The sequence below is a fragment of the Faunimonas sp. B44 genome, from assembly GCF_052655945.1.
Map to the genome: position 1 here is coordinate 193,188 of NZ_JBQYEX010000004.1, position 19,724 is coordinate 212,911.

General features: G+C 70.1%; 24 protein-coding genes. 15 read left to right on the forward strand and 9 right to left on the reverse strand.

Annotation, left to right across the window (positions count from 1 at the left end; genetic code table 11):
- Nucleotides 1-65: 65 nt before the first annotated feature.
- Together greA and ACUN0C_RS09780 are read left to right on the forward strand one after the other, a co-directional pair.
- Complete coding sequence (gene greA / locus ACUN0C_RS09775) at nucleotides 66-539, forward strand: transcription elongation factor GreA (protein WP_445466167.1); 474 nt, start codon at nucleotides 66-68, stop codon at nucleotides 537-539.
- Nucleotides 540-543: 4 nt separating this feature from the next.
- Nucleotides 544-1,185, forward strand: a complete 642-nt coding sequence (locus tag ACUN0C_RS09780; RefSeq protein WP_445466168.1) for a glutathione S-transferase family protein — start codon at nucleotides 544-546, stop codon at nucleotides 1,183-1,185.
- Between the two features lie 40 nt (nucleotides 1,186-1,225).
- Here ACUN0C_RS09780 and ACUN0C_RS09785 read toward each other — a convergent pair whose 3' ends face one another.
- The 3 genes from ACUN0C_RS09785 to ACUN0C_RS09795 all read right to left on the reverse strand — a co-directional run bounded on the left by ACUN0C_RS09785 (nucleotide 1,226) and on the right by ACUN0C_RS09795 (nucleotide 2,966).
- The gene (locus ACUN0C_RS09785) at nucleotides 1,226-1,450 is read right to left on the reverse strand and encodes a hypothetical protein (RefSeq protein WP_445466169.1); all 225 of its coding nucleotides are present in this window, start codon (nucleotides 1,448-1,450) and stop codon (nucleotides 1,226-1,228) included.
- A gap of 73 nt (nucleotides 1,451-1,523) precedes the next feature.
- Entirely contained in the window at nucleotides 1,524-2,141 is a 618-nt protein-coding gene (locus tag ACUN0C_RS09790) for a glutathione S-transferase family protein (RefSeq protein WP_445466170.1), read from the reverse strand.
- A 174-nt stretch (nucleotides 2,142-2,315) separates the two neighbouring features.
- Nucleotides 2,316-2,966: an outer membrane protein gene (locus ACUN0C_RS09795; protein WP_445466171.1), complete on the reverse strand. Its 651-nt coding sequence runs from the start codon at nucleotides 2,964-2,966 to the stop codon at nucleotides 2,316-2,318.
- A gap of 195 nt (nucleotides 2,967-3,161) precedes the next feature.
- Here ACUN0C_RS09795 and ACUN0C_RS09800 point away from each other — a divergent pair, with 195 nt between their 5' ends.
- The 5 genes from ACUN0C_RS09800 (at nucleotide 3,162) to ACUN0C_RS09820 (ending at nucleotide 7,563) form a co-directional block, all read left to right on the forward strand.
- Nucleotides 3,162-3,920, forward strand: coding sequence for a glycosyltransferase family 2 protein (locus ACUN0C_RS09800; RefSeq protein ID WP_445466172.1), 759 nt, complete (start codon nucleotides 3,162-3,164; stop codon nucleotides 3,918-3,920).
- 184 nt (nucleotides 3,921-4,104) lie between these two features.
- The gene (gene uvrC / locus ACUN0C_RS09805; protein ID WP_445466173.1) at nucleotides 4,105-6,060 is read left to right on the forward strand and encodes an excinuclease ABC subunit UvrC; all 1,956 of its coding nucleotides are present in this window, start codon (nucleotides 4,105-4,107) and stop codon (nucleotides 6,058-6,060) included.
- Between the two features lie 162 nt (nucleotides 6,061-6,222).
- Nucleotides 6,223-6,789, forward strand: coding sequence for a CDP-diacylglycerol--glycerol-3-phosphate 3-phosphatidyltransferase (pgsA, locus tag ACUN0C_RS09810; protein WP_445466174.1), 567 nt, complete (start codon nucleotides 6,223-6,225; stop codon nucleotides 6,787-6,789).
- 4 nt (nucleotides 6,790-6,793) lie between these two features.
- Nucleotides 6,794-7,045: a molybdopterin converting factor subunit 1 gene (gene moaD, locus ACUN0C_RS09815; RefSeq protein ID WP_445466175.1), complete on the forward strand. Its 252-nt coding sequence runs from the start codon at nucleotides 6,794-6,796 to the stop codon at nucleotides 7,043-7,045.
- Between the two features lie 8 nt (nucleotides 7,046-7,053).
- A complete protein-coding gene (locus ACUN0C_RS09820) occupies nucleotides 7,054-7,563 on the forward strand; it encodes a molybdenum cofactor biosynthesis protein MoaE (protein ID WP_445466176.1) in 510 nt (169 codons plus the stop codon).
- 254 nt (nucleotides 7,564-7,817) lie between these two features.
- On the opposite strand, the gene ACUN0C_RS09825 is transcribed toward ACUN0C_RS09820, so the two are convergent.
- Nucleotides 7,818-8,717 carry a branched-chain amino acid aminotransferase gene (locus ACUN0C_RS09825; RefSeq protein ID WP_445466177.1) on the reverse strand — a complete coding sequence of 300 codons (900 nt, stop codon included), beginning with the start codon at nucleotides 8,715-8,717 and terminating at the stop codon, nucleotides 7,818-7,820.
- 161 nt (nucleotides 8,718-8,878) lie between these two features.
- Between ACUN0C_RS09825 and ACUN0C_RS09830 the strand changes: the two genes are divergently transcribed.
- The 3 genes from ACUN0C_RS09830 (at nucleotide 8,879) to ACUN0C_RS09840 (ending at nucleotide 11,537) form a co-directional block, all read left to right on the forward strand.
- Nucleotides 8,879-9,409, forward strand: coding sequence for a MarR family winged helix-turn-helix transcriptional regulator (locus ACUN0C_RS09830; protein ID WP_445466178.1), 531 nt, complete (start codon nucleotides 8,879-8,881; stop codon nucleotides 9,407-9,409).
- Nucleotides 9,410-9,415: 6 nt separating this feature from the next.
- Nucleotides 9,416-10,120, forward strand: coding sequence for a response regulator (locus ACUN0C_RS09835; protein ID WP_445466179.1), 705 nt, complete (start codon nucleotides 9,416-9,418; stop codon nucleotides 10,118-10,120).
- A 70-nt stretch (nucleotides 10,121-10,190) separates the two neighbouring features.
- Nucleotides 10,191-11,537 carry an ATP-binding protein gene (locus ACUN0C_RS09840; RefSeq protein WP_445466523.1) on the forward strand — a complete coding sequence of 449 codons (1,347 nt, stop codon included), beginning with the start codon at nucleotides 10,191-10,193 and terminating at the stop codon, nucleotides 11,535-11,537.
- Here ACUN0C_RS09840 and ACUN0C_RS09845 read toward each other — a convergent pair.
- From ACUN0C_RS09845 to ACUN0C_RS09865, 5 genes are all read right to left on the reverse strand, one after another.
- Nucleotides 11,534-11,887, reverse strand: a complete 354-nt coding sequence (locus tag ACUN0C_RS09845; RefSeq protein WP_445466180.1) for a tRNA-binding protein — start codon at nucleotides 11,885-11,887, stop codon at nucleotides 11,534-11,536. The genes ACUN0C_RS09840 and ACUN0C_RS09845 overlap by 4 nt on opposite strands.
- On the reverse strand, nucleotides 11,884-12,528 hold the full coding sequence (locus tag ACUN0C_RS09850) for a TetR/AcrR family transcriptional regulator (RefSeq protein WP_445466181.1): 645 nt from the start codon (nucleotides 12,526-12,528) through the stop codon (nucleotides 11,884-11,886). Before ACUN0C_RS09850 ends, ACUN0C_RS09845 begins: the two co-directional genes overlap by 4 nt.
- A 75-nt stretch (nucleotides 12,529-12,603) precedes the next feature.
- The gene (proC, locus tag ACUN0C_RS09855) at nucleotides 12,604-13,422 is read right to left on the reverse strand and encodes a pyrroline-5-carboxylate reductase (protein WP_445466524.1); all 819 of its coding nucleotides are present in this window, start codon (nucleotides 13,420-13,422) and stop codon (nucleotides 12,604-12,606) included.
- Complete coding sequence (locus ACUN0C_RS09860) at nucleotides 13,419-13,919, reverse strand: YbjN domain-containing protein (protein WP_445466182.1); 501 nt, start codon at nucleotides 13,917-13,919, stop codon at nucleotides 13,419-13,421. The genes proC and ACUN0C_RS09860 overlap by 4 nt, the downstream gene beginning before the upstream one ends.
- 221 nt (nucleotides 13,920-14,140) lie before the next feature.
- Nucleotides 14,141-14,491, reverse strand: a complete 351-nt coding sequence (locus tag ACUN0C_RS09865; protein ID WP_445466183.1) for an accessory factor UbiK family protein — start codon at nucleotides 14,489-14,491, stop codon at nucleotides 14,141-14,143.
- A 218-nt stretch (nucleotides 14,492-14,709) separates the two neighbouring features.
- Between ACUN0C_RS09865 and lgt the strand changes: the two genes are divergently transcribed.
- The 5 genes from lgt to ACUN0C_RS09890 all read left to right on the forward strand — a co-directional run bounded on the left by lgt (nucleotide 14,710) and on the right by ACUN0C_RS09890 (nucleotide 19,647).
- On the forward strand, nucleotides 14,710-15,519 hold the full coding sequence (lgt, locus tag ACUN0C_RS09870) for a prolipoprotein diacylglyceryl transferase (protein ID WP_445466184.1): 810 nt from the start codon (nucleotides 14,710-14,712) through the stop codon (nucleotides 15,517-15,519).
- On the forward strand, nucleotides 15,516-16,589 hold the full coding sequence (locus ACUN0C_RS09875; protein ID WP_445466185.1) for a class I SAM-dependent methyltransferase: 1,074 nt from the start codon (nucleotides 15,516-15,518) through the stop codon (nucleotides 16,587-16,589). Before lgt ends, ACUN0C_RS09875 begins: the two co-directional genes overlap by 4 nt.
- A 31-nt stretch (nucleotides 16,590-16,620) precedes the next feature.
- Nucleotides 16,621-17,415: a peptidoglycan editing factor PgeF gene (gene pgeF / locus ACUN0C_RS09880; protein WP_445466186.1), complete on the forward strand. Its 795-nt coding sequence runs from the start codon at nucleotides 16,621-16,623 to the stop codon at nucleotides 17,413-17,415.
- 2 nt (nucleotides 17,416-17,417) lie between these two features.
- The gene (locus tag ACUN0C_RS09885) at nucleotides 17,418-18,569 is read left to right on the forward strand and encodes a M24 family metallopeptidase (RefSeq protein ID WP_445466187.1); all 1,152 of its coding nucleotides are present in this window, start codon (nucleotides 17,418-17,420) and stop codon (nucleotides 18,567-18,569) included.
- A gap of 145 nt (nucleotides 18,570-18,714) precedes the next feature.
- The gene (locus ACUN0C_RS09890; RefSeq protein WP_445466188.1) at nucleotides 18,715-19,647 is read left to right on the forward strand and encodes a ribose-phosphate pyrophosphokinase; all 933 of its coding nucleotides are present in this window, start codon (nucleotides 18,715-18,717) and stop codon (nucleotides 19,645-19,647) included.
- Nucleotides 19,648-19,724: the final 77 nt, after the last annotated feature.

The following is a 19,724-nucleotide window of genomic DNA, read 5'->3' on the forward strand; positions in this document are numbered from 1 at the left end:
CCGAAACGCGCTGGGGCGCCCTTTCCTGTTGTCTGCCCCGCGCGATGCGGGTCTGGAGGTTGAGAATGGAAAAGGTTCCGATGACCGCTGGCGGGTACGCGCAGCTCGAAGCCGAGCTGAAGCGCCTCCTGGCCGAGGAACGGCCGCGCATCATCCAGGCGATCTCGGAAGCGCGGTCCCATGGCGACCTCTCGGAGAATGCCGAGTACCATGCCGCCAAGGAGCAGCAGAGCCTGAACGAGGGCCGGATCGCCGAGATCGAGGACAAGCTCTCGCGTGCCGAGGTGATCGACGTCTCCAAGCTGTCCGGCGACACGATCAAGTTCGGCGCCAAGGTCACTCTCGTCGACGAGGACACCGAGGAGGAAAAGGTCTACCGGATCGTCGGCGACGTCGAGGCGGACGTGAAGGAGGGCCGGATCTCCATTTCGTCGCCGATCGCGCGCGCGCTCATCGGCAAGGCCAAGGGCGACACGGTCGAGGTCGCAGCGCCGGGCGGCGCGCGCTCCTACGAGATCCTCAACGTGACCTTCGCGTGACCCGATGATCGACCTCTACACCTGGACGACGCCGAACGGCCGCAAGGTCTCTATCGCCCTCGAGGAGATGGGCCTTCCCTACGAGGCGCACGCCGTGAACATCGGCGAGGACGAGCAGTTCCGCCCGGAATTCCTGGCGATCTCGCCCAACAACAAGATCCCGGCGATCGTCGACCGCGACAATGGCCGCAGCGTCATGGAATCGGGCGCGATCCTGCTCTACCTCGCCGAGAAGACCGGCCGGTTCATGCCGACCGATCCGGATCGGCGCTGGCAGGTCATGGAATGGCTGATGTGGCAGATGGGCGGGTTCGGGCCGATGCTCGGCCAGGCGCACCACTTCCTCCATTACAACAAGGGCAAGGCGCCCTATGCCGAGGAGCGCTATGGCAAGGAGGCGCGCCGGCTCTACAAGGTGCTCGACCAGCGGCTCGCCGGACGGCGCTTCGTGGTGGACGAATACTCGATCGCCGACATGGCGATCTGGCCTTGGGCCGCGCGCTTCGAGTGGCAGGAAGTCGACCTCGCCGAGTTCCCGAACGTGCGCGACTGGTATCTGCGCATCGCGGAGCGTCCGGCGGTGCAGAAGGGCTATCACGTGCCGAAGCACACCGGCGACATTCCGATGCCGGCCGTCATGGCGTGACGCGCCGATCCCGCCGGCGCAGCCGCCGGCGGGGATCGCCTCAGCGGTCCGGGTGGTCCCGCCAGAAGCGCGCCCGCAGCCACGGCGCGATCAGCCATGCGATGGGTGCCGCGAGCACGATGCTCGCCACCACCACGGCCGGGATCAGGAACTTCCACTGCTCCTGCCAGGCGCGGACGGACAGGACCGTGATCGCGCCGGCGCCGAACAGCACGGCATTCACCATTCCGTAGATCAGCATGGTGATGCGAAACCTGGTGGACATGCGCTCTCCTCGCGAATCGCTTGTTCCCGACCGAACGGCTATCCTGAATCCGGCGCGGCGGAATTGAGCTGGATCATTCGGGCGGGCGCCAGTCCATCGTAACGTGACCAGATAGCGCATCGATCCGGTCGAGCCATGCGCCGATGCCCGGATAGGCGCCGAGGTCGAAGCCGCCCTCCCCTGCACAATGCGTGTAGGCGTAGAGGGCGATGTCGGCGACGGAGAAGGCCTCTCCCGCCAGCCAGTCCGCGTCGCGCAGGCGTTTCTCCATCACCTCCAGCGCCCTGGTGCCGCTTTCGAAGAGCGCTGCGAGGCGCTCCGGCGTCGCTTCGTCCGCCCGCTCCGGATAGATCAGCAGCGACCGCCGGACCGCGATCGTCGGCTCGTGGCTGTACTGCTCGAAGAACATCCACTCGTAGGCCTTCGCGCGCGCGTAAGCGTCCCCCGGCAGGAAGGCCGTGCCTTCGGCGAGGTGGAGGAGGATGGCGCCCGATTCGGCGAGCCGCCTGCCGTCCGGGAATTCGAGGACGGGCACCTTGCCGATCGGGTTGAGCGAGAGGAAGTCGTCGGAGCGGGTGACGCCGGAATTGGCGTCGACATCGATCAGCCGGAACGGCCTGCCGAGATGCGCGAGCAGCAGCCTCGGCTTGTAGCAATTGCCGGAATCCTGCTGCGAATAGAGCGTCAGCATCGCCCGATCCCCGGTCTCGCCCGTTCGGCACCATAGCGGATCGCCGCCGTTCGCGCGAAGGGAGAAGAGGCTTTGCCCGGCGCCGCGCGGTCACGCGGCCGCCGGCATGCTCCAGACAAGAAGAGGCCCGGGTGCTTAGACCCGGGCCCCAGGTGGTCCGCTTGGGAGGGACGCTTAGAACTTGAAGCCGACACCGGCGCGCACGGAATGCGTGCTGAGATCGCCGCGCACCGGAGTGCCGAGGTTGAACGTCTTGTTCTCGTAGTCGGTGTAGCGGTACTCGACGCGCGCGGTGATGTTGTCCGTCACGAGCGCCTCGGCACCGACGCCGGCCGTCCAGCCCATCAGGGTGTGGTCGTCGCTCGCGCCGCCGGCCGTCATCTTGACGTTGGTCATGGCGCCGCCGGCCGTGCCGTACAGCAGGAAGTTGTCGAGCGCGATACCGGCGCGGGCGCGGAGCGACCCGGACCAATCCTGCCGGATGTTCACGCCGGCCGTGTCGTCACGGACACCGGAGGCGAGGATGTCGCCTTCCAGGCCGACCACGAACTGGTCGAGCTGCACGTTGCCGCCGACATAGACGCCGCCGTCGATGCCGTCGACGTCGACGTTGTTGAGCGGACGCGCCGCATTGGTGTCGGTTTCGCCCCACGTGTACCCGAGCAGCGCACCGATGTAGAAGCCGGACCAGGTCGGAGCGACGGTCGACACCGGCTCCATCTGGGGTGCGGGGGGCATCGGCTCCATGGCGCCCAGATCGGCCGCGAGGGCCGGTGCCGCCAGAACCGACGCGGCGACCGCCGCGAGAAGAACACGAATACGCATTTACAAGACCTCCTGATGCCCGGGACACCATGAACGCGGTGAATGGGCGCTGCGTTTCATGGCCCGAACCTGTATCTAGATTGTGAGGGCGGGCCGACGAGAACAGGGCGGAAAAGCGGCCGGCCCCGCGAAAAGGCCGGACGTGACATGCGCGCAACACTTGCGTTGCCGGCTAATGGGAGTCGATCGACAGTCTTGCCGCTGCGCCTCTCCATCTTCCTCATCACGCGCAACGAAGCGGACCGGCTCGGCGCGACGCTCGCTGCCGTTCGCGGCCTGAGCGACGATCTCGTGGTGGTCGATTCCGGCTCGACCGACGACACGGTCGCCGTCGCCGAACGGTACGGCGCGCGCGTGATCCGGCACGACTGGACCGGTTACGGCCCGCAGAAGCGTTTCGCCGAGGAGCAATGCCGGCACGACTGGCTCCTCAACCTCGATGCCGACGAGATCGTCCAGCCGGATCTGGCGGCCGCCATCGAGCGACTCTTCCGGGACGGCGACCCGCCGCTGAAGCTCTACCGGATCAGGATCGAGACCGTGTATCCGGGCCGCAGCCGGCCCCGCCCGCTCGCCGACTACGTCGCCCCGGTGCGGCTCTACGACCGGCGCGCCGCACGCTACTCGCCGAGCCTGACCGACGACCGCGTCATGGACGGCGGGATGGAAAGCGCGCTCCTGCCCGGCTCGGTCTGGCACCATTCCTTCCGGTCCTTCGACCATATCGGGGAGAAGCTGACGCGCTACGCCGACCTGCAGGCCCGCGAGAAGGCGCCCGGGCGGTCGCGTGCCAAGCTCCGGCTCAGGCTTCTGACGGAGACCCCGATGCACTTCCTGCGCTACTACGTCGGCCGCAGGCACTTCACGGGCGGGATCGACGGCTTCCGCTACGCGCTCGAGCACGCCCGTGCGAAGCGCCTGCGCGTGAAGCGGTTCCTCGCCGCGCTCGAATAGGCTCGGCGCGTGCGGCGGAGGTCGCCTGCGAGTGGACTGAGGGGACGCGGGCCCTTACATCAACGCCGGCGGCGACGCATCTGCCGGGCGCGGGGCAACCCCGCAATGCCTTGCGAATCTCCCGTCATTGTTGAGGCTCGAGAGCCGCCGCGCGCGAAGGCTCGGCGCGGTTCACACGGCTGCGATGGAAACCCACGCCGACATGATCGACGAGACGACACCGGCCCGCGGCGACCTCGCCTGGGAGACCGCGGAGGCTTCGGCCGCGCCGGGTCCGCAGGTGATCGCAGCCGCGGTGCGCACGCTCCCGAACGCGCCGGGCGTCTACCGCATGATCAGCGCCAAGGGCGACGTGCTCTATGTCGGCAAGGCGCGCAGCCTCAAGAAGCGGGTCCAGAACTACACGCGCATCGCCGGCCAGAACGGCCGGATCGCAGGCATGATCGCCGCCACGGCGACGATGGATTTCGTCCGCACCCGCACCGAGACGGAGGCGCTGCTCCTCGAGGCGAACCTCATCAAGCGCCTGCGGCCGCGCTTCAACGTGCTCCTGCGGGACGACAAGTCGTTCCCCTACATCCTCATCACGGGCGACCACGAGGCGCCGGCGATCCTGAAGCACCGCGGCGCGCGTCGGCAGAAGGGCGATTATTTCGGCCCGTTCGCGTCCGCCGGCGCGGTCGGCCGCACGATCAACGCGCTGCAGAAGGCGTTCCTGATCCGGACCTGCTCCGATTCCGTCTACGAGAGCCGGACGCGCCCCTGTCTGCTCCACCAGATCAAGCGCTGCGCCGCGCCCTGCACCGGCGAGATCGCGATCGCGGACTATCAGGCGCTCGTCGCCGAGGCGAAGGCCTTCCTGTCCGGGTCGAGCAACGCGGTGCGCACGCACCTGGCCGAGCAGATGAACCGCGCGGCCGAGAATCTCGATTACGAGGCCGCCGCGATCTGCCGGGACCGGCTCGCCGCGCTCTCCCACATCGAGGCGCACCAGGAGATCAATCCGCGCGGGATCGAGGAGGCCGACGTCTTCGCCGCACACCAGGACGGCGGCATGACCTGCGTTCAGGTCTTCTTCTTCCGGACCGGGCAGAACTGGGGCAACCGGGCCTATTTCCCCCGGGCTGACAAGAGCATGGAAGCGGGCGAGGTGCTCCAGGCCTTCATCGCGCAGTTCTACGACGACAAGCCGGTGCCGCGCCTGATCCTCGCCTCGACCGAGTTCGAGGAGCGGGAGCTCCTCGCCGCGGCGCTCTGCGAGCGTGCCGGCCGGCGCGTCAAGATCGCAGTGCCCCGGCGCGGCGAGAAGGTGCGGCTCGTCGAGCACGCCCTCACGAACGCCCGCGAGGCGCTCGGACGCAAGCTGGCCGAGACCTCCAGCCAGGAACGGCTGCTCGCCGGGCTCGCACAGGTGTTCGGCCTGGAGCGGCCGCCGCGGCGCGTGGAGGTCTACGACAACAGCCACATCATGGGCGCCCATGCCGTCGGCGCCATGATCGTGGCGGGACCCGAGGGTTTCCAGAAGTCGAGCTACCGGAAGTTCAACATCCGCTCGGCCGAGCTCGTCCCGGGCGACGATTTCGGCATGATGCGCGAGGTCCTGCGGCGCCGGTTCGCGCGGCTCGTGAAGGAAAGCGGCCCGCGGCCCGGCGAGGACGCAGACGCAGAAGCCGTCGACGCGGCCTGGCCGGACATCGTGGTGATCGACGGCGGCAAGGGCCAGCTCTCCGCCGCAATGGAGGTGCTCCGCGAGCTCGGGCTGGAGAGCCAGCCGATCGTCTCCATCGCCAAGGGGCGCGACCGCGAGGCCGGCCGCGAGACCTTCCACATGCCGGGCCGCGAGCCGTTCATGCTGCCGCACCGCGATCCCGTGCTCTACTTCGTGCAGCGGCTCCGCGACGAGGCGCACCGCTTCGCCATCGGCTCGCACCGGGCCCGCCGGGCCAAGGCGATGGGGGCGAACCCGCTCGACGAGATCGCCGGCATCGGCCCGGGCCGCAAGCGCGCCCTCCTCCAGCACTTCGGCACCGCGAAGGCGGTCAGCCGCGCCGGGATCCCGGACCTGATGGCGGTGAAGGGCATCTCGCAGTCGGTGGCCGAGGCCATCTACGACCATTTCAACGAAGGCGCACCGAAATGACGGCGGTCGCGACGGCGGGCCCCAGGCGGCGCGCGGGCGCCGCGACATGCGATGGTCACGGCGATGCGCTATCGGCGGGGCTTGACCGCCTTGGGTCCTGATGATGATGGTGCAGACATGACGGTGCCGATGGATCGGAGCGGTCACGTGCGGCCAATCCGAATGCACGCCCTCTCCGTGCCGAACCTGCTCACCTACGGCCGGATCGCGGCCGCTCCCCTGGTCGGAGCGACCTTCTTCATCGAGGGCGACATCGGCCATTGGCTCGCGTTCGCGCTGTTCGCCGCTGCCAGCATCACCGACTATGTTGACGGCTATCTCGCCCGCGCCTGGGAGCAGCAATCCGTGCTCGGCCGGATGCTCGACCCGATCGCGGACAAGCTGCTGGTGGCAGTCTCGATCCTGGTCCTGGTGGCGAACGGCATGCTCGCCGGCTGGTCGATCTGGGCGGCGATCATCGTCCTGATGCGGGAGATCTTCGTGTCCGGCCTGCGCGAATTCCTCGCCGAGCTCCGCGTCAGCGTGCCCGTCACCCGGCTCGCCAAGTGGAAGACGGCGATGCAGCTGGTGGCGATCGCCGCTCTCCTCGTCGCGCCGGCCGTGCAGGGGGCGCAGAGCGGCCTGATCATCGATATCGGCCTCACCTTCTTCTGGGCGGCCGCCATCGTCACGCTCTATACGGGGTACGATTATTTCCGGGCCGGGCTGCGCCACATCGTCAAGGAGTAGGGCAATGCACATCCGCTATTTCGCCTGGGTGCGCGAACGGATCGGCCATGCCGAAGAGACGGTCGAGCTGCCGGAGGGCGTGACGAAGGTCGGCGACCTGATCGGCTGGCTGGCCACCCGCGACGAGGGCTACGCCGCGGCCTTCGCCGAACCGCAGGTCATCCGCGCCGCGCTCGACCTCGAGCATGCCGACCACGATGCGCCGCTGGCCGGCGCGCGCGAGGTGGCCTTCTTCCCGCCGATGACCGGCGGCTGATCCGGGCCATGACGGCCTGGAGCCCGAGGATCGGCGTGCAGGCCGCACCGTTCGATGCGGCCGCGGAGGCGGATCGGCTGACCGCGGGCCGGACCGACATCGGGGCGGTCGTCTCCTTCGTCGGCCTCTGCCGCGACGAAGGCGGCAGCCTCGCCGCGCTGGAACTCGAGCATTATCCCGGCATGGCCGAGCACGCCATCGAGGCGATCGCCCGGCAGGCGGCCGAACGCTGGCCGCTCGACGGGCTGACCGTCATCCATCGCCACGGCCGGATCGCACCGGGCGAACCGATCGTGCTGGTGCTGGCAGCCTCGGCGCACCGCGAGGCGGCCTTCGAGGCCGCCGCGTTCCTGATGGATTTCCTGAAGACCAGCGCGCCGTTCTGGAAGAAGGAGCATCGCCGCGACACCGGCTCGGGCGGCTGGGTCGCCGCAAAGGCGAGCGACGACGCCGCGGCCGGCCGCTGGACGCGGGCCGCAGAGAGGCCGGATGGGTCGCCGGATCAAGTCCGGCGATGACGACAGAGAAAGGGGCGGTCCGGCGATGACGACGGAGGGCGTGGCGCTGTCCGGACGCCTCCCTTCCTCCCCTTCGCCATCCCGTCTCCACTGTCGTCATGCCCGGGCCCGACCCGGGCATCCAGCCGACGCGCGCGAGTGGGTCGCCGGATCAAGTCCGGCGATGACGATAATGCGTGGGAAGCGCGCTGCTTCGAATGCGAGCGCGGCGATGCAGACGGAGAGCGGTGCCCGCCGTCCTGCCCGCCGGAGGCTCAGGCGGCCGCCGACTTGCGCTCCGCCTTCGGCTGCACGGCAGCCATGTAGTCCTCGAACATCGCCGTGCAGATCGGCCCGGGCGTGAAGCGGTACGGGCCGATCTCGCCGACCGGGGTCACCTCGGCCGCCGTGCCGGTGATGAAGCATTCCTCGAAGTCGCCGAGCTCCTCCGGCATGATCCGCCGCTCCACCACCTCGATGCCGCGCGCCCGCGCGAGATCGATCACGGTGCGCCGCGTGATGCCGTCCAGGAAGCAGTCCGCGATCGGGGTGTGGATCACGCCGTTCTTCGTGAAGAAGATGTTCGCGCCCGTGCACTCCGCGACCCGTCCCTCCCAGTCCAGCATGAGCGCGTCGGCATAGCCCTTCCGCTCCGCCTGATGCTTGGAGATCGTGCAGATCATGTAGAGGCCGGCCGCCTTCGAACGCGAGGGCGCCGTGCGGGGGTCCGGCCGGCGGTACTCGGCGATGTCCAGCCGGATGCCCTTCAGCCGCTGCGCCGGATCGAAATAGGACGGCCATTCCCAGGCGGCGATCGCGAGGTTGATGCGGTTGGCCTGGGCGGAGACGCCCATCATCTCGCTGCCGCGCCAGGCGACGGGCCGGATGTAGGCGTCCTTGAAGCCGTTGGCGTCGAGCACCGCCTTCTTCGCGGCGTCGATCTCCTCGACCGTGTAGGGGATCTCGAAATCGAGCAGGCGCGCGGATTCCAGCAGGCGCTGGCTGTGCTCGCGGCTCTTGAAGATGGCGCCGCCATAGGCGCGCTCGCCCTCGAATACGGAGCTGCCGTAATGCAGCCCGTGCGTCAGCACGTGGACCTTGGCGTCCGCCCAGTCGACGAGATCGCCGTTGTACCAGATCTTTCCTGTCATGCTGTCGAAGGGAACGCCGGCCATTGCCGTCTCCTCAAGTGGGCGGTCGAATGCCGCGATCGTCTCGCCGCCGCCGATTGCGCAGGCTTGGGCTTTTCGCGCAAACTGCCGAAGAGAGGATCACGCCATTCCGATCTACGGCGCGAGACTTGCTTTAGCTAGCCAGCCGGGCGAAATATGTCAACATGACTGACGTAACTGGCACGGTCCGGCCGGCGCCGAGAACGAACGGCGCCACGCCCGAAATCGCCGGCGAACAGCCCATCGATCTCATCGAGCTGCTGTTCTTCGCCTACCGGGATTTCACGTCCGACCCCGACGCGATCCTCACGCAATACGGCTTCGGGCGGGCGCACCACCGGGTCCTCCATTTCGTGTCGCGCAACCCCGGGCTGACCGTCGCCGATCTCCTGGAGATCCTGAAGATCACGAAGCAGAGCCTCGGGCGCGTGCTGAAGCAGCTGATCGACGGTGGCTTCATCGAGCAGCGCACCGGCTCCGAGGACCGCCGGCAGCGCCTCCTCTTCGCCACGGATTCCGGGCAGGTTCTCGCGCGGCGCCTGGCGGAGCCGCAATCGCGACGGATCCGGGCCGCCCTCGCGGGACTGCCCGCGGGCGCCCGGGAGAGCGTGACGCGGTTCCTGTTCGGCATGGTCGATGCGAGCGGCCGCTCACGTGCGGCCGCGCTCACGCGGACCAACGGAAAGGCCAGATAGAGCGCCATGAACCGGAGCGCGGCCAACCCGGCGGACGATGCGGCCCATCTCCTGGTCGTCGACGACGACAACCGCATCCGCACGCTCCTCTCGAAGTTCCTCGGCGGCAGCGGCTTCCGCGTCACCGCGGCGGCGTCGGCGGCGGAGGCACGCCGCCACATGGGCCACCTCGCCTTCGACCTCCTCGTGGTCGACTGGATGATGCCGGGGGAATCCGGGGTCGAGCTGACCCGCTCGCTCCGCGAGACCTCGGACGTGCCGGTCCTCATGCTCACCGCGCGATCTGAGCCGGACGACCGGATCGAGGGCCTGGAGACGGGCGCCGACGATTACCTCGCCAAGCCGTTCGAGCCACGCGAGCTGCTCCTGCGCATCAACAACATCCTGCGGCGCGGCGCGACACCGCCTCAGCCGGATGTCGAGGAGGTCCGCTTCGGCCCGTTCCTCTTCCATCTCGGCCGCGGCGAGCTCAGGCGCGGCAGCGAGACGGTCCGCATCACCGAGCGCGAGCGGGAGATGCTCCGGCTGCTCGCGGCGCGCATGGGCGACACCGTGCGCCGCCACGAGCTGCTGTCCGGCACCAATGGCGGCGGCGAGCGGACGGTCGACGTCCAGATCAACCGGCTGCGACGGAAGATCGAGAGCGATCCCTCCAACCCGGTCCATCTGCAGACGGTGCGCGGAATTGGCTATCGACTCCTCGTCGAATGATGCGGCCCGCCCGCGCCTGCGCGAGCTGGTGAACCGCGCCGCCCGGGTCCTGGGGCGCACGGGCGCCGCGCTGCGCGCCGCCTGGCGCCCGCTGGCGAAGGTCGCCGGCCGGCTCTCGACGCGGCTGCCCAAGGGCCTCTTCGCCCGCTCCATCCTCATCGTCGTGATGCCGATCGTCATCCTGCAGTCGGTCGTCGCCTACATCTTCATGGAGCGGCACTGGCAGACCGTGACGCGGCGCCTTTCCGCGGCGGTGACGCGCGACATCGCCGCGATCATTCAGGTCATCGAGGATTACCCGCAGGATCCGAGGTTCTCCACCGTCACGGCGCTCGCCGCGAACACGTTCGGCCTCACGGTTTCCGTCCTGCCGCCCGGCCCGCTGCCGCCGACGGCGCCGAAACCCTTCTTCTCGCTGCTCGACCGGGCGCTCTCCAACGAGATCACGAACCGGATCAGCCGTCCGTTCTGGATCGACACGGTCGGGAACTCCGACATGGTGGAGATCCGGATCCAGCTCGACAGCCACATCCTGCGCGTCTTCGCGCCGCGCCATCAGGCCTACGCGTCGAACTCCCACATCTTCCTCGTCTGGATGGTGGTGACCTCGCTCGTGCTGATCGCGATCGCGCTCCTGTTCCTGCGCAATCAGATCAAGCCCATCCAGCGCCTGGCCCAGGCGGCGGAAGCGTTCGGACGCGGCCGTGCGGTCGGGGAGTTCCGGCCGCGCGGCGCGCGCGAGGTGCGCCAGGCGAGCCAGGCCTTCATCGACATGCGCGACCGCATCGAGCGGCATGTCGAGCAGCGCACGGCCATGCTCTCGGGCGTCAGCCACGACCTGCGGACCATCCTGACCCGCTTCAAGCTGGAGCTCGCCATGCTGGAGGACGGTCCGGAGACGGAGGCGCTCCGCAGCGACGTCGACGAGATGAGCCGCATGCTCGAGGACTATCTCGCCTTCGCGAAGGGCGACGCCGGCGAGCCGACGGTCCCGCTCGACCTGCCCGCCGAGCTCGAGGCGGTCGGCGAAGCCGCGCGCCGGGGCGGCGACGAGGTCGAGGTCTCGTTCGCCGGCGAGCCGACGATCCTGGTGCGCGCCGTCGCCTTCCGGCGCTGTCTCGCCAACCTCGTCGGCAATGCCGGCAAGCACGCGCACCGCGTGGCGGTCGAGGCGCGCCACGAGGGCGGCTGGCTGACCGTGACCGTGGACGACGACGGCCCCGGCATTCCCGAGGAACACCGGGAGACGGTGTTCCGGCCCTTCTTCCGCCTCGACAAGGGGCGCAACGTCGATGCCGGCGGGACGGGCCTCGGGCTGACCATCGCGCGCGACGTGGCCCGGAGCCACGGCGGCGACGTCACCCTGGACGACAGCCCGCTCGGCGGGCTGCGGGCGATGCTGCGGATCCCGGCCTAGAACAGCCGGCCGCCGACCGGGACGTCCTCGTCGGGCGCGATCAGCACCACCTCGCCGTCCTCGTCGGGCACGCCGAGGGTCAGCACCTCGGACATCATCGGCCCGATCTGCCGCGGCGGGAAGTTGACCACCGCCAGCACCAGCTTTCCGACCAGCTCTTCCGCGCGATAGTGCCGGGTGATCTGCGCCGACGATTTCTTCAGCCCGATCTCGGCGCCGAAATCGATGACCAACCGGTAGGCCGGCTTGCGCGCCTGCGGGAACGGCGCGGCCTCGACCACCCGCCCGACCCGCACGTCCACCTTCAGGAAGTCCGCGAACGAGATGGCCGGCGCCCGCTCGCCGCTCATGAAGGGTGGCCCTCGGCGATGTCCGGGTCGTCGGCGCGCGGCGCGCGCCCGTCCCGGCCGAACAGCCGGCCGATCCGGTCGAGGCGGATCACCGCGCGTTCCCCTTGCCGCAGCCGCCGGTCGAGCTCGGCCATCGTGCGCGCGAGCCCGGCGTCCTCGTCGTCGAGGAAGACCCGCATCACCTGCGCCCAGACGAGCGCCAGCCCCTGCGCGCGTGCGGTGCCGCGCAGGCCGGCCGCGGGGAGGCCGGCCGCCGTCATCATCCAGGCCATCGAGCGCACCGTCATGCGGTTGAGCTCGAGCGCCAGGAGCGGATCCCTGAGCGCCGCGGCAGCGAGGCTGCGCAGCGCGGGACGATGCGGCAGCAGCGCCTCGATGCGGCTGAACAGGACGTCGAACAGGCGCTCGCGCGGCGCCTCCCCCGACAGGTCGGGATCGCGTGCCGCCAGCACCTGCTCGTCCACCGTGCGGACGAAATCGTCGAGGATCGCCAGCCGCCCGTCATAGGCGGAGCGCAGCGCCGGGAGGCTGACCTCCGCACGCGCGGCGATCGCCTCGAGGCCCGCTTCCTCCCAGCCGCGCTCGGCGGCGAGCGAGAGCAGCGCGTCCCTGATCCGTTGCCGGACCTTCGCAGTGGCCATCAATGCCTCCGTTGCGTGCTGCCGGGGATAGAGCAGGAGCGATGCGGAACCGTCAACCGATGCGGACGGGCACCTTCAGCCGAGCTCGATCGACCGCGCCTTGGCGGCCGCCACCGCCCGCGTCAGGAGCGGCTGCAGGCCGTCGTCCGCCATCAGGACGGCGAGCGCCGCGGCGGTCGTGCCGTTCGGCGAGGTGACGTTCTCGCGCAGCCGGCCGGCGGGAAGCGTGCTCTCGGCAAGCAGCGCGCCGCCGCCGATCACGGTCTGGCGGGCGAGCCGTTCGGCGAGGTCGGCGGGAAGGCCCGCCTCCCGGCCCGCGACGGCAAGGCATTCGGCGAGCAGGAACACGTAGGCCGGCCCGGACCCGGACACGGCCGTCACGGCGTCGAGATGGCCCTCGTCGTCGAGCCACTCCACGGCGCCGACGGCGCCGAGCAGCGCGCCGACAACGGCCCGCCCCGCCTCGTCCACATTGTCGTTCGCGAAGGCCGCGCTCATGCCGGCCCCGATCTGTGCCGGCGTGTTCGGCATCACCCGCACGACCGGCTGCCCCGCGGGAAAGGCGGCCGCGATCGTGCCCATGCCGGTGCCGGCCGCGATCGAGACGACGAGGGTGGCGGGCCCCGCCGCAGGCGCCGCCTTCGGCAGCACGTCCGCCATCGACTGCGGCTTCACGGCGAGGACGAGCACGGCAGGCGCCATACCCTCATCCGCCTCGTCGGCAAACCGGACCCCCAGCCCCGCGAGCTCTGCGCGGCGGGCTCCGTCCAGATGGGGATCGACGATCGTCACGGCCGGGCCGGGGAGCCCGAGCGCCAGCCAGCGGTCGAGCATCGCGCCGCCCATCTTGCCCGCCCCGACGAGGAGGAGCGGCGCAGCCCGTTCCAGCATCAGGCCTCGCCGAGCGTTTCGAACAGCACCGCGCCGAGCGCCTCCTCGGGCGTCTTGCCGGCCCAGATCACGAACTGGAAAGCCTGGTAGTAGCGCTCGCAGGCGTCCACGGCGGCGTTCAGCATCGCCTCGAGCTGCCCGGAGCCGGCTTCCAGCCCTTCGGTCAGCAGCAGCCCGTTGCGGTACATGACCACGCCTTCCGCCTGCCACAGGTCGAAATGGCCGATCCAGAGCTGCTCGTTCACCAGCGCGAGCAGGCGCATGACCTCCGTCTTGCGCCGCTCCGCGACCTTGAAGTCGAACGCGCAGGCGAGGTGCAGAGCCTCCAGCTCGCCCATCCACGAAAGAGAGATGTTGTAGTCGCACCAGCTGCCGGCCACCGAGATCGTGATCTCGTCCTCGCCGGAGCGGTCGAACGCCCAGTCGTGCGACGAGGCGATCTGCTCGACCAGATCGACGGGATTGTTGGCCGTGGACATGTCGATGTCGATGAGACTCATGGAATGTCCTCGCTGAGTTGTGAGGAAGGGACGCGGAACGGGTCGGGTCCGGCCTTCCCGGCCGATTCGGCTGTTGGTGCCGTCGATTGACCCAAGCCTGTTGACCCCGCGTGACGAACGAATGACAGCGCGAATCTCTCTTCGTTCCGGACTATAGAAACACGCTGCGGCAGGGATGGCACTCTCTGGATGATGGGCGGGTAGTTATCCCGCGGAAAAGCTCAGATGTCGGTGCCCGCCTCGGACGCCGCCTCGCTCGTCCCGGACTTGCGGGTACGGGAGCGCGCGCCCGGGGTGTGAGACCCTCCGCCGGCTGCCTCGAGCTTCGCGAGCCGCTCCTCCAGTGCGCCGACGCGGGCGCGCAGCGTGTCGGCCTCGGCACGCGCGCGGGACGCCGTCTCCCGAACGGCCTCGAAATCCTCGCGCTGCACGAGGTCCATGTCGTTCAGGAAGCGCTCCGCCTGGTGGCGGACGGCCGTCTCGACCTCCCGGCGCACGCCCTGGGCGACGCCGGCCGCATCGGTCATCAGCTTTGCGAATTCATCCAGGATGCGGCTGGAGGATTGGGTCATGCTACTCTCCCGCGGGCTGCCGTCGTTCGGCGCCGGACCTGCCGCCGGATGGACGCCCGATCGACCCCGATCGAGAAAGCAGGGCTTTGTGGCGCCGGCGAGACGGTTTCCGCCCCGTGCCTAGATAAAGTCGCCGCGGGGCCGAAACAAGGGCGCGCCTTGACGCCCGTCCGGCCCGGGACGCATGGTCCGCCGCGTCCACAGCCCGACGGAGCCGAATGCCCTTTCCAGACATCGACCCGATCGCCGTCCAGATCGGTCCCCTCGCCGTCCGCTGGTACGGTCTCGCCTATCTCGCCGGCATCCTGCTCGGCTGGCACTATGCGCGCCGCCTCGTCGCCTCGCCGCGCCTGTGGGGCGGGCGCCCCGCACCGATGACGCCCGCCGACATCGACGACCTCCTGCTCTGGGTCACGCTCGGCATCATCCTCGGCGGGCGGCTCGGCTATGCGATCTTCTACCAGCCCGGCCATTATCTCGACGATCCCTTCGGCTTCTTCCGCCTGTGGGAGGGCGGGATGTCGTTCCACGGCGGCATGCTCGGCACCATCCTCGCCATCGTCGTCTTCGCCTCGCGGCGCGGCATCCCGATCCTGTCGCTCCTCGACGTCGCTGCGGCGGCCACGCCCTTCGGCCTGTTCTTCGGGCGGATCGCGAACTTCATCAACGCCGAGCTGTGGGGCCGGCCGGCGGACGTGCCGTGGGCGGTCGTCTTCCCCGGCGCCGGGCCGGAGCCGCGGCATCCGAGCCAGCTCTACGAGGCCGCGCTCGAAGGCGTCGCGCTCTTCCTCGCGCTCCGCATCATCACCCATTGGTGCCGCGGCCTCGAGCGGCCCGGCCTGACGGGCGCCGCCTTCGTCGGGCTCTACGGGCTCGCCCGGACCTTCGTGGAGTTCTACCGCGAGCCGGACCCGCAGCTCGGCTTCATCACCGGCTTCTTCACCATGGGCATGCTGCTCTCGATCCCCATGATGCTCGTCGGCCTCGGCGCCGCCGTGTGGGCGCTCCGGCGACCGCGCCAGGCGTGACCGGGACGCCGCTCGCCGCGAAGCTCGCGCGCCTGATCCGGGCGAACGGGCCGATCACGGTCGCCAACTACATGGCGATCTGCCTCGGCGATCCCGAGCACGGCTACTACGCCACGCGCGATCCGCTCGGCGCCGCCGGCGATTTCACGACGGCGCCGGAGATCAGCCAGATGTTCGGCGAGATCGTCGGCGCCTGGCTCGCCCACGCCTGGGCGCTCGCCGGCGCGCCTGCCGCGGTCCGGATCGTGGAGCTCGGCCCCGGGCGCGGCACGCTGATGGCGGACGTCCTGCGCGTCCTCGCCAGGGTGCCCGGCCTCGCGGCGGCGCCGGTGCACCTGGTCGAGACCAGCCCGGCCCTCTGCGCCCGCCAGCGCGAGACGCTCTCCGGGCATGCCGGCAGCATCGCGTGGCACGACCGCCTCGAAGCCGTGCCGGAGGGGCCGATCCTTCTCGTCGCGAACGAGTTCTTCGACGCCCTGCCGATCCGGCAGTTCGTGCGCGCGCGCGGCGCGTGGCGCGAGCGGATGGTCGGTCTCGGCGAAGGCGAGCGCCTCGCTTTCGGGATCGGGCCCGGCATGATCGACACCCCGCTCGCCGCACCCGACGGGGCGATCCTGGAGGTGAACCCGCCCGCCGCTGCCATGATGCAGGCGATCGCGGGCCGCATCGCCCGGCACGGCGGGGCCGCGCTCGTCATCGACTACGGTCACGCGGCGACTGCGCCGGGCGACACGCTTCAGGCCGTCCGGCGGCACGCTTATTGCGATCCGCTGGAGGCGCCGGGCGAATCCGACTTGACCGCCCATGTCGACTTCCAGGCGCTCGCCGCGGCGGCGCGGGCCGGCGGCGCTTCCGTCCACGGCCCGATCGCGCAGGGCCGGTTCCTGCTCGACCTGGGGCTCCTTAACCGCGCCGGGCAGCTCGGCGCCGCGGCGGACGAGGCCGCGCGCGAGGCGATCCGGGCCGCGGTCGAGCGCCTCGCCGGCCGGGATGCGATGGGGGAGCTCTTCAAGGTCGTCGCGGTCACGCCGCACGGGCTGACGCCGCCGCCCTTCGGCCAAGCCATTTGACTTGGCGGCGAGGCGGCGGCAACGTCCGCGCATGAAATCAGAGCACCAGCCGCTCGGCGTCGCCGCGCCGGGCCTCGACCAGGCGTCCGGGGTCGCGCACCGCTTCTTCACCCGGCAGGGCGGCGTCTCGACCGGCCTCTACGGCGCCATGAACACCGGCCTGGGGTCGCAGGACGACCGCCAGGCGGTGCTGGAGAACCGGTCCCGCGCCGCCGCGGCGCTCGACGTCGCGCCGGACCGGCTCGCCACGCCCTACCAGATCCACAGCGCCGAAGCGGTCGTCGTGGACGCGCCCTGGGGCCCCGGGCTCGGGCCGCAGGCCGACGCCGTGGTGACGAACCGGCCGGGGATCGCGATCGGCGTCGGCACCGCCGATTGCGGGCCGATCCTCTTCGCCGACGGGCAGGCCGGCGTGATCGGCGCCGCCCATGCCGGCTGGAAGGGCGCGCTCACCGGCGTGCTCGAGGCCGCGATCGAGGCGATGGAGCGGCTCGGCGCCGACCGCTCCCGCATGGTGGCCGTGCTCGGGCCGACGATCTCGCCGGAGGCCTACGAGGTCGGGCCGGAATTCGTCGCCCGCTTCCTCGCCGCCGACGAGGCCAACGAGGAATATTTCCGGGCGGACGGGCCGAACGGCCGCGCCCGCTTCGACCTGCCAGGCTACATCGCCGCGCGGCTGCGCGCGGCCGGCCTGGGCACGGTCGAGACGCTCGCGCTCTGCACCTATGCGGACGAGGAGCGCTTCTTCTCCTACCGGCGCGCGACCCATCGCGGCGAACCGGATTACGGCCGCCAGCTGTCGGCCATCGCGCTGAGGGAGCATTAGGCATGGCGCTCCATTTCGAACGCGGCGAGTTCGAGGCGCGCAAGGCGCAGGTGCTCGAGGAGATGGCCGCGCGCAAGCTCGACGCGCTGCTGATGTTCGCGCCCGAAAGCCATTACTGGCTGACCGGCTACGACACGTTCGGCTACTGCTTCTTCCAGTGCCTGGTGCTGAAGCGGGACGGCGACGTGACGCTGCTCACCCGCTCCGCCGATCTGCGCCAGGCGCGCCACACCTCGCTCATCGAATCGATCGTGCTGTGGACCGACCAGCTCAACGCCTCGCCGGCCGCGCAGCTGCGCGAGCTCCTCGACGAGCTCGACCTCCTCGGCTGCCGGATCGGGATCGAGTACGACACGCACGGCCTGACGGCGGCGAACGGCCGCGCCGTCGACGACACGCTGAAGAGCTTCGGCACGATCGAGGACGCCTCGAACCTCGTGCCGCGCCTGCGCTCGGTGAAGAGCCCAGCCGAACTCGACTACGTCCGCCGCGCGGCCGCGCTCGCCGACGATGCGCTCGACGCCGCACTCGCCGGGATCGGCGCCGGCGCCGACGAGGGCGAGATCCTCGCCGCCATGCAGGGCACGGTCTTCCGCGGCGGCGGCGACTACCCGGCCAACCCGTTCATCATCGGCTCGGGGCGGGACGCCCTGCTCTGCCGCACCAAGACCGGCCGCCGCCGCCTCGACCCGCAGGACCAGATCACGCTCGAATTCGCCGGCACCTACCGGCTCTACCACGTCGCGCTGATGCGGACCGTGATCGTCGGGGAGCCGAGCCCCCGCCACCGCGAGCTGCACGCCGCCTGCGTGGAGGCGCTCGCCGCCTGCGAGGCGGTGATGCGGCCCGGCCACACGTTCGGCGAGGTCTATGCTGCGCACGCCGAGGCGATGGATTCGCACGGCCTCGCCCGCCACCGGCTGAATGCCTGCGGCTACTCGCTCGGCGCGCGCTATGCGCCGTCCTGGATGGACTGGCCGATGTTCTACCGGGAGAACCCGGCCGAGATCGTGCCGAACATGGTGCTCTTCGCGCACATGATCCTGATGGATTCCGACACCGAGACCGCGATGTGCCTCGGCCGGACCTATCTCACCACCGAGGGCGACCCGGAATCGCTGTCCCGCCACGGCCTCGACCTTCTGACGCGCTGATGCCCCGGCCGCGCATGGCGGCCGTGCATGCGCCACGGCGTTGTTGTCGCGGCGCAGCGACATTGCTAAAAGCGCGCCCGTTCCGTCGGCGGCGCTGCAGAGCCCCGGCCGGCCGCTCCTGCGCCCTAAGCGAGGCCCCCTCCCGATGAAGATCGTCGCCGGCAATTCGAACCGCGTGCTCGCCCAGGCGATTGCCGGCTACCTCGATCTCGAGCTCGCGCAATGCGCCGTCAGGCGCTTCGCCGACCAGGAGATCTTCGTCGAGATCCAGGAGAACGTCCGCGGCGAGGACGTCTTCGTCGTCCAGTCGACGAGCTTCCCGGCGAACGACAACCTGATGGAGCTCCTCATCATCATCGATGCGCTGCGCCGGGCCTCCGCGCGCCGCATCACCGCCGTCCTGCCCTATTTCGGCTATGCGCGGCAGGACCGGAAATCGGCGGCCCGCACGCCGATCTCGGCCAAGCTCGTGGCGAACCTCATCACCGAGGCTGGCGCCGACCGCGTGCTGACGATCGACCTCCACGCCGGCCAGATCCAGGGCTTCTTCGACATCCCGACCGACAACCTCTACGCCGCGCCGGTCTTCACCCGCGACATCAAGGAGCGCTACGAGACCAACAACGTGATGGTGGTCTCGCCGGACGTCGGCGGCGTGGTGCGCGCCCGCGCCATCGCAAAGCGCATCGACGCGCCGCTCGCCATCGTCGACAAGCGCCGCGAGCGGCCGGGCGAATCCGAGGTGATGAACATCATCGGCAGCGTCGAGGGCCGGCACTGCCTGCTCGTCGACGACATCGTCGATTCCGGCGGCACGCTGTGCAACGCGGCCGACGCGCTGATCTCGGTCGGCGCCGTGTCGGTCACGGCCTACATCACCCACGGCGTGCTCTCCGGCGGCGCGGTGGCCCGCATCACCGCCTCGAAGCTGCGCGAGCTCGTCATCACCGATTCCATCGAGACGACGAGCGCGATGCAGGCCGCCCACAACATCCGCGTCGTCTCCATCGCGCCGCTCCTCGGCGAGGCGATCAGCCGGACGGCGCTGGAGAAATCGGTGTCGAGCCTGTTCGACTGACGGGCAGGCGGCTCTCCTACAACCAAAGCAGCTTTGTGGTAATGACTAGCCTGTCGACTAGCTCGTATGACAGCTTC

What these genes read in the sequence shown, in the direction of transcription:
- ACUN0C_RS09795 (WP_445466171.1), bottom strand. Translation starts at nt 2,966, where the DNA reads ATGCGTATTCGTGTTCTTCTCGCGGCGGTCGCCGCGTCGGTTCTGGCG.
- ACUN0C_RS09860 (WP_445466182.1), bottom strand. Translation starts at nt 13,919, where the DNA reads ATGAGTCTCATCGACATCGACATGTCCACGGCCAACAATCCCGTCGAT.
- ACUN0C_RS09830 (WP_445466178.1), top strand. Translation starts at nt 8,879, where the DNA reads ATGACTGACGTAACTGGCACGGTCCGGCCGGCGCCGAGAACGAACGGC.
- pgsA (WP_445466174.1), top strand. Translation starts at nt 6,223, where the DNA reads ATGCACGCCCTCTCCGTGCCGAACCTGCTCACCTACGGCCGGATCGCG.
- greA (WP_445466167.1), top strand. Translation starts at nt 66, where the DNA reads ATGGAAAAGGTTCCGATGACCGCTGGCGGGTACGCGCAGCTCGAAGCC.
- lgt (WP_445466184.1), top strand. Translation starts at nt 14,710, where the DNA reads ATGCCCTTTCCAGACATCGACCCGATCGCCGTCCAGATCGGTCCCCTC.
- ACUN0C_RS09820 (WP_445466176.1), top strand. Translation starts at nt 7,054, where the DNA reads ATGACGGCCTGGAGCCCGAGGATCGGCGTGCAGGCCGCACCGTTCGAT.
- ACUN0C_RS09885 (WP_445466187.1), top strand. Translation starts at nt 17,418, where the DNA reads ATGGCGCTCCATTTCGAACGCGGCGAGTTCGAGGCGCGCAAGGCGCAG.
- pgeF (WP_445466186.1), top strand. Translation starts at nt 16,621, where the DNA reads ATGAAATCAGAGCACCAGCCGCTCGGCGTCGCCGCGCCGGGCCTCGAC.
- ACUN0C_RS09785 (WP_445466169.1), bottom strand. Translation starts at nt 1,450, where the DNA reads ATGTCCACCAGGTTTCGCATCACCATGCTGATCTACGGAATGGTGAAT.
- ACUN0C_RS09865 (WP_445466183.1), bottom strand. Translation starts at nt 14,491, where the DNA reads ATGACCCAATCCTCCAGCCGCATCCTGGATGAATTCGCAAAGCTGATG.
- uvrC (WP_445466173.1), top strand. Translation starts at nt 4,105, where the DNA reads ATGGAAACCCACGCCGACATGATCGACGAGACGACACCGGCCCGCGGC.
- ACUN0C_RS09890 (WP_445466188.1), top strand. Translation starts at nt 18,715, where the DNA reads ATGAAGATCGTCGCCGGCAATTCGAACCGCGTGCTCGCCCAGGCGATT.
- ACUN0C_RS09825 (WP_445466177.1), bottom strand. Translation starts at nt 8,717, where the DNA reads ATGGCCGGCGTTCCCTTCGACAGCATGACAGGAAAGATCTGGTACAAC.
- ACUN0C_RS09845 (WP_445466180.1), bottom strand. Translation starts at nt 11,887, where the DNA reads ATGAGCGGCGAGCGGGCGCCGGCCATCTCGTTCGCGGACTTCCTGAAG.
- ACUN0C_RS09780 (WP_445466168.1), top strand. Translation starts at nt 544, where the DNA reads ATGATCGACCTCTACACCTGGACGACGCCGAACGGCCGCAAGGTCTCT.
- ACUN0C_RS09790 (WP_445466170.1), bottom strand. Translation starts at nt 2,141, where the DNA reads ATGCTGACGCTCTATTCGCAGCAGGATTCCGGCAATTGCTACAAGCCG.
- moaD (WP_445466175.1), top strand. Translation starts at nt 6,794, where the DNA reads ATGCACATCCGCTATTTCGCCTGGGTGCGCGAACGGATCGGCCATGCC.
- ACUN0C_RS09835 (WP_445466179.1), top strand. Translation starts at nt 9,416, where the DNA reads ATGAACCGGAGCGCGGCCAACCCGGCGGACGATGCGGCCCATCTCCTG.
- ACUN0C_RS09850 (WP_445466181.1), bottom strand. Translation starts at nt 12,528, where the DNA reads ATGGCCACTGCGAAGGTCCGGCAACGGATCAGGGACGCGCTGCTCTCG.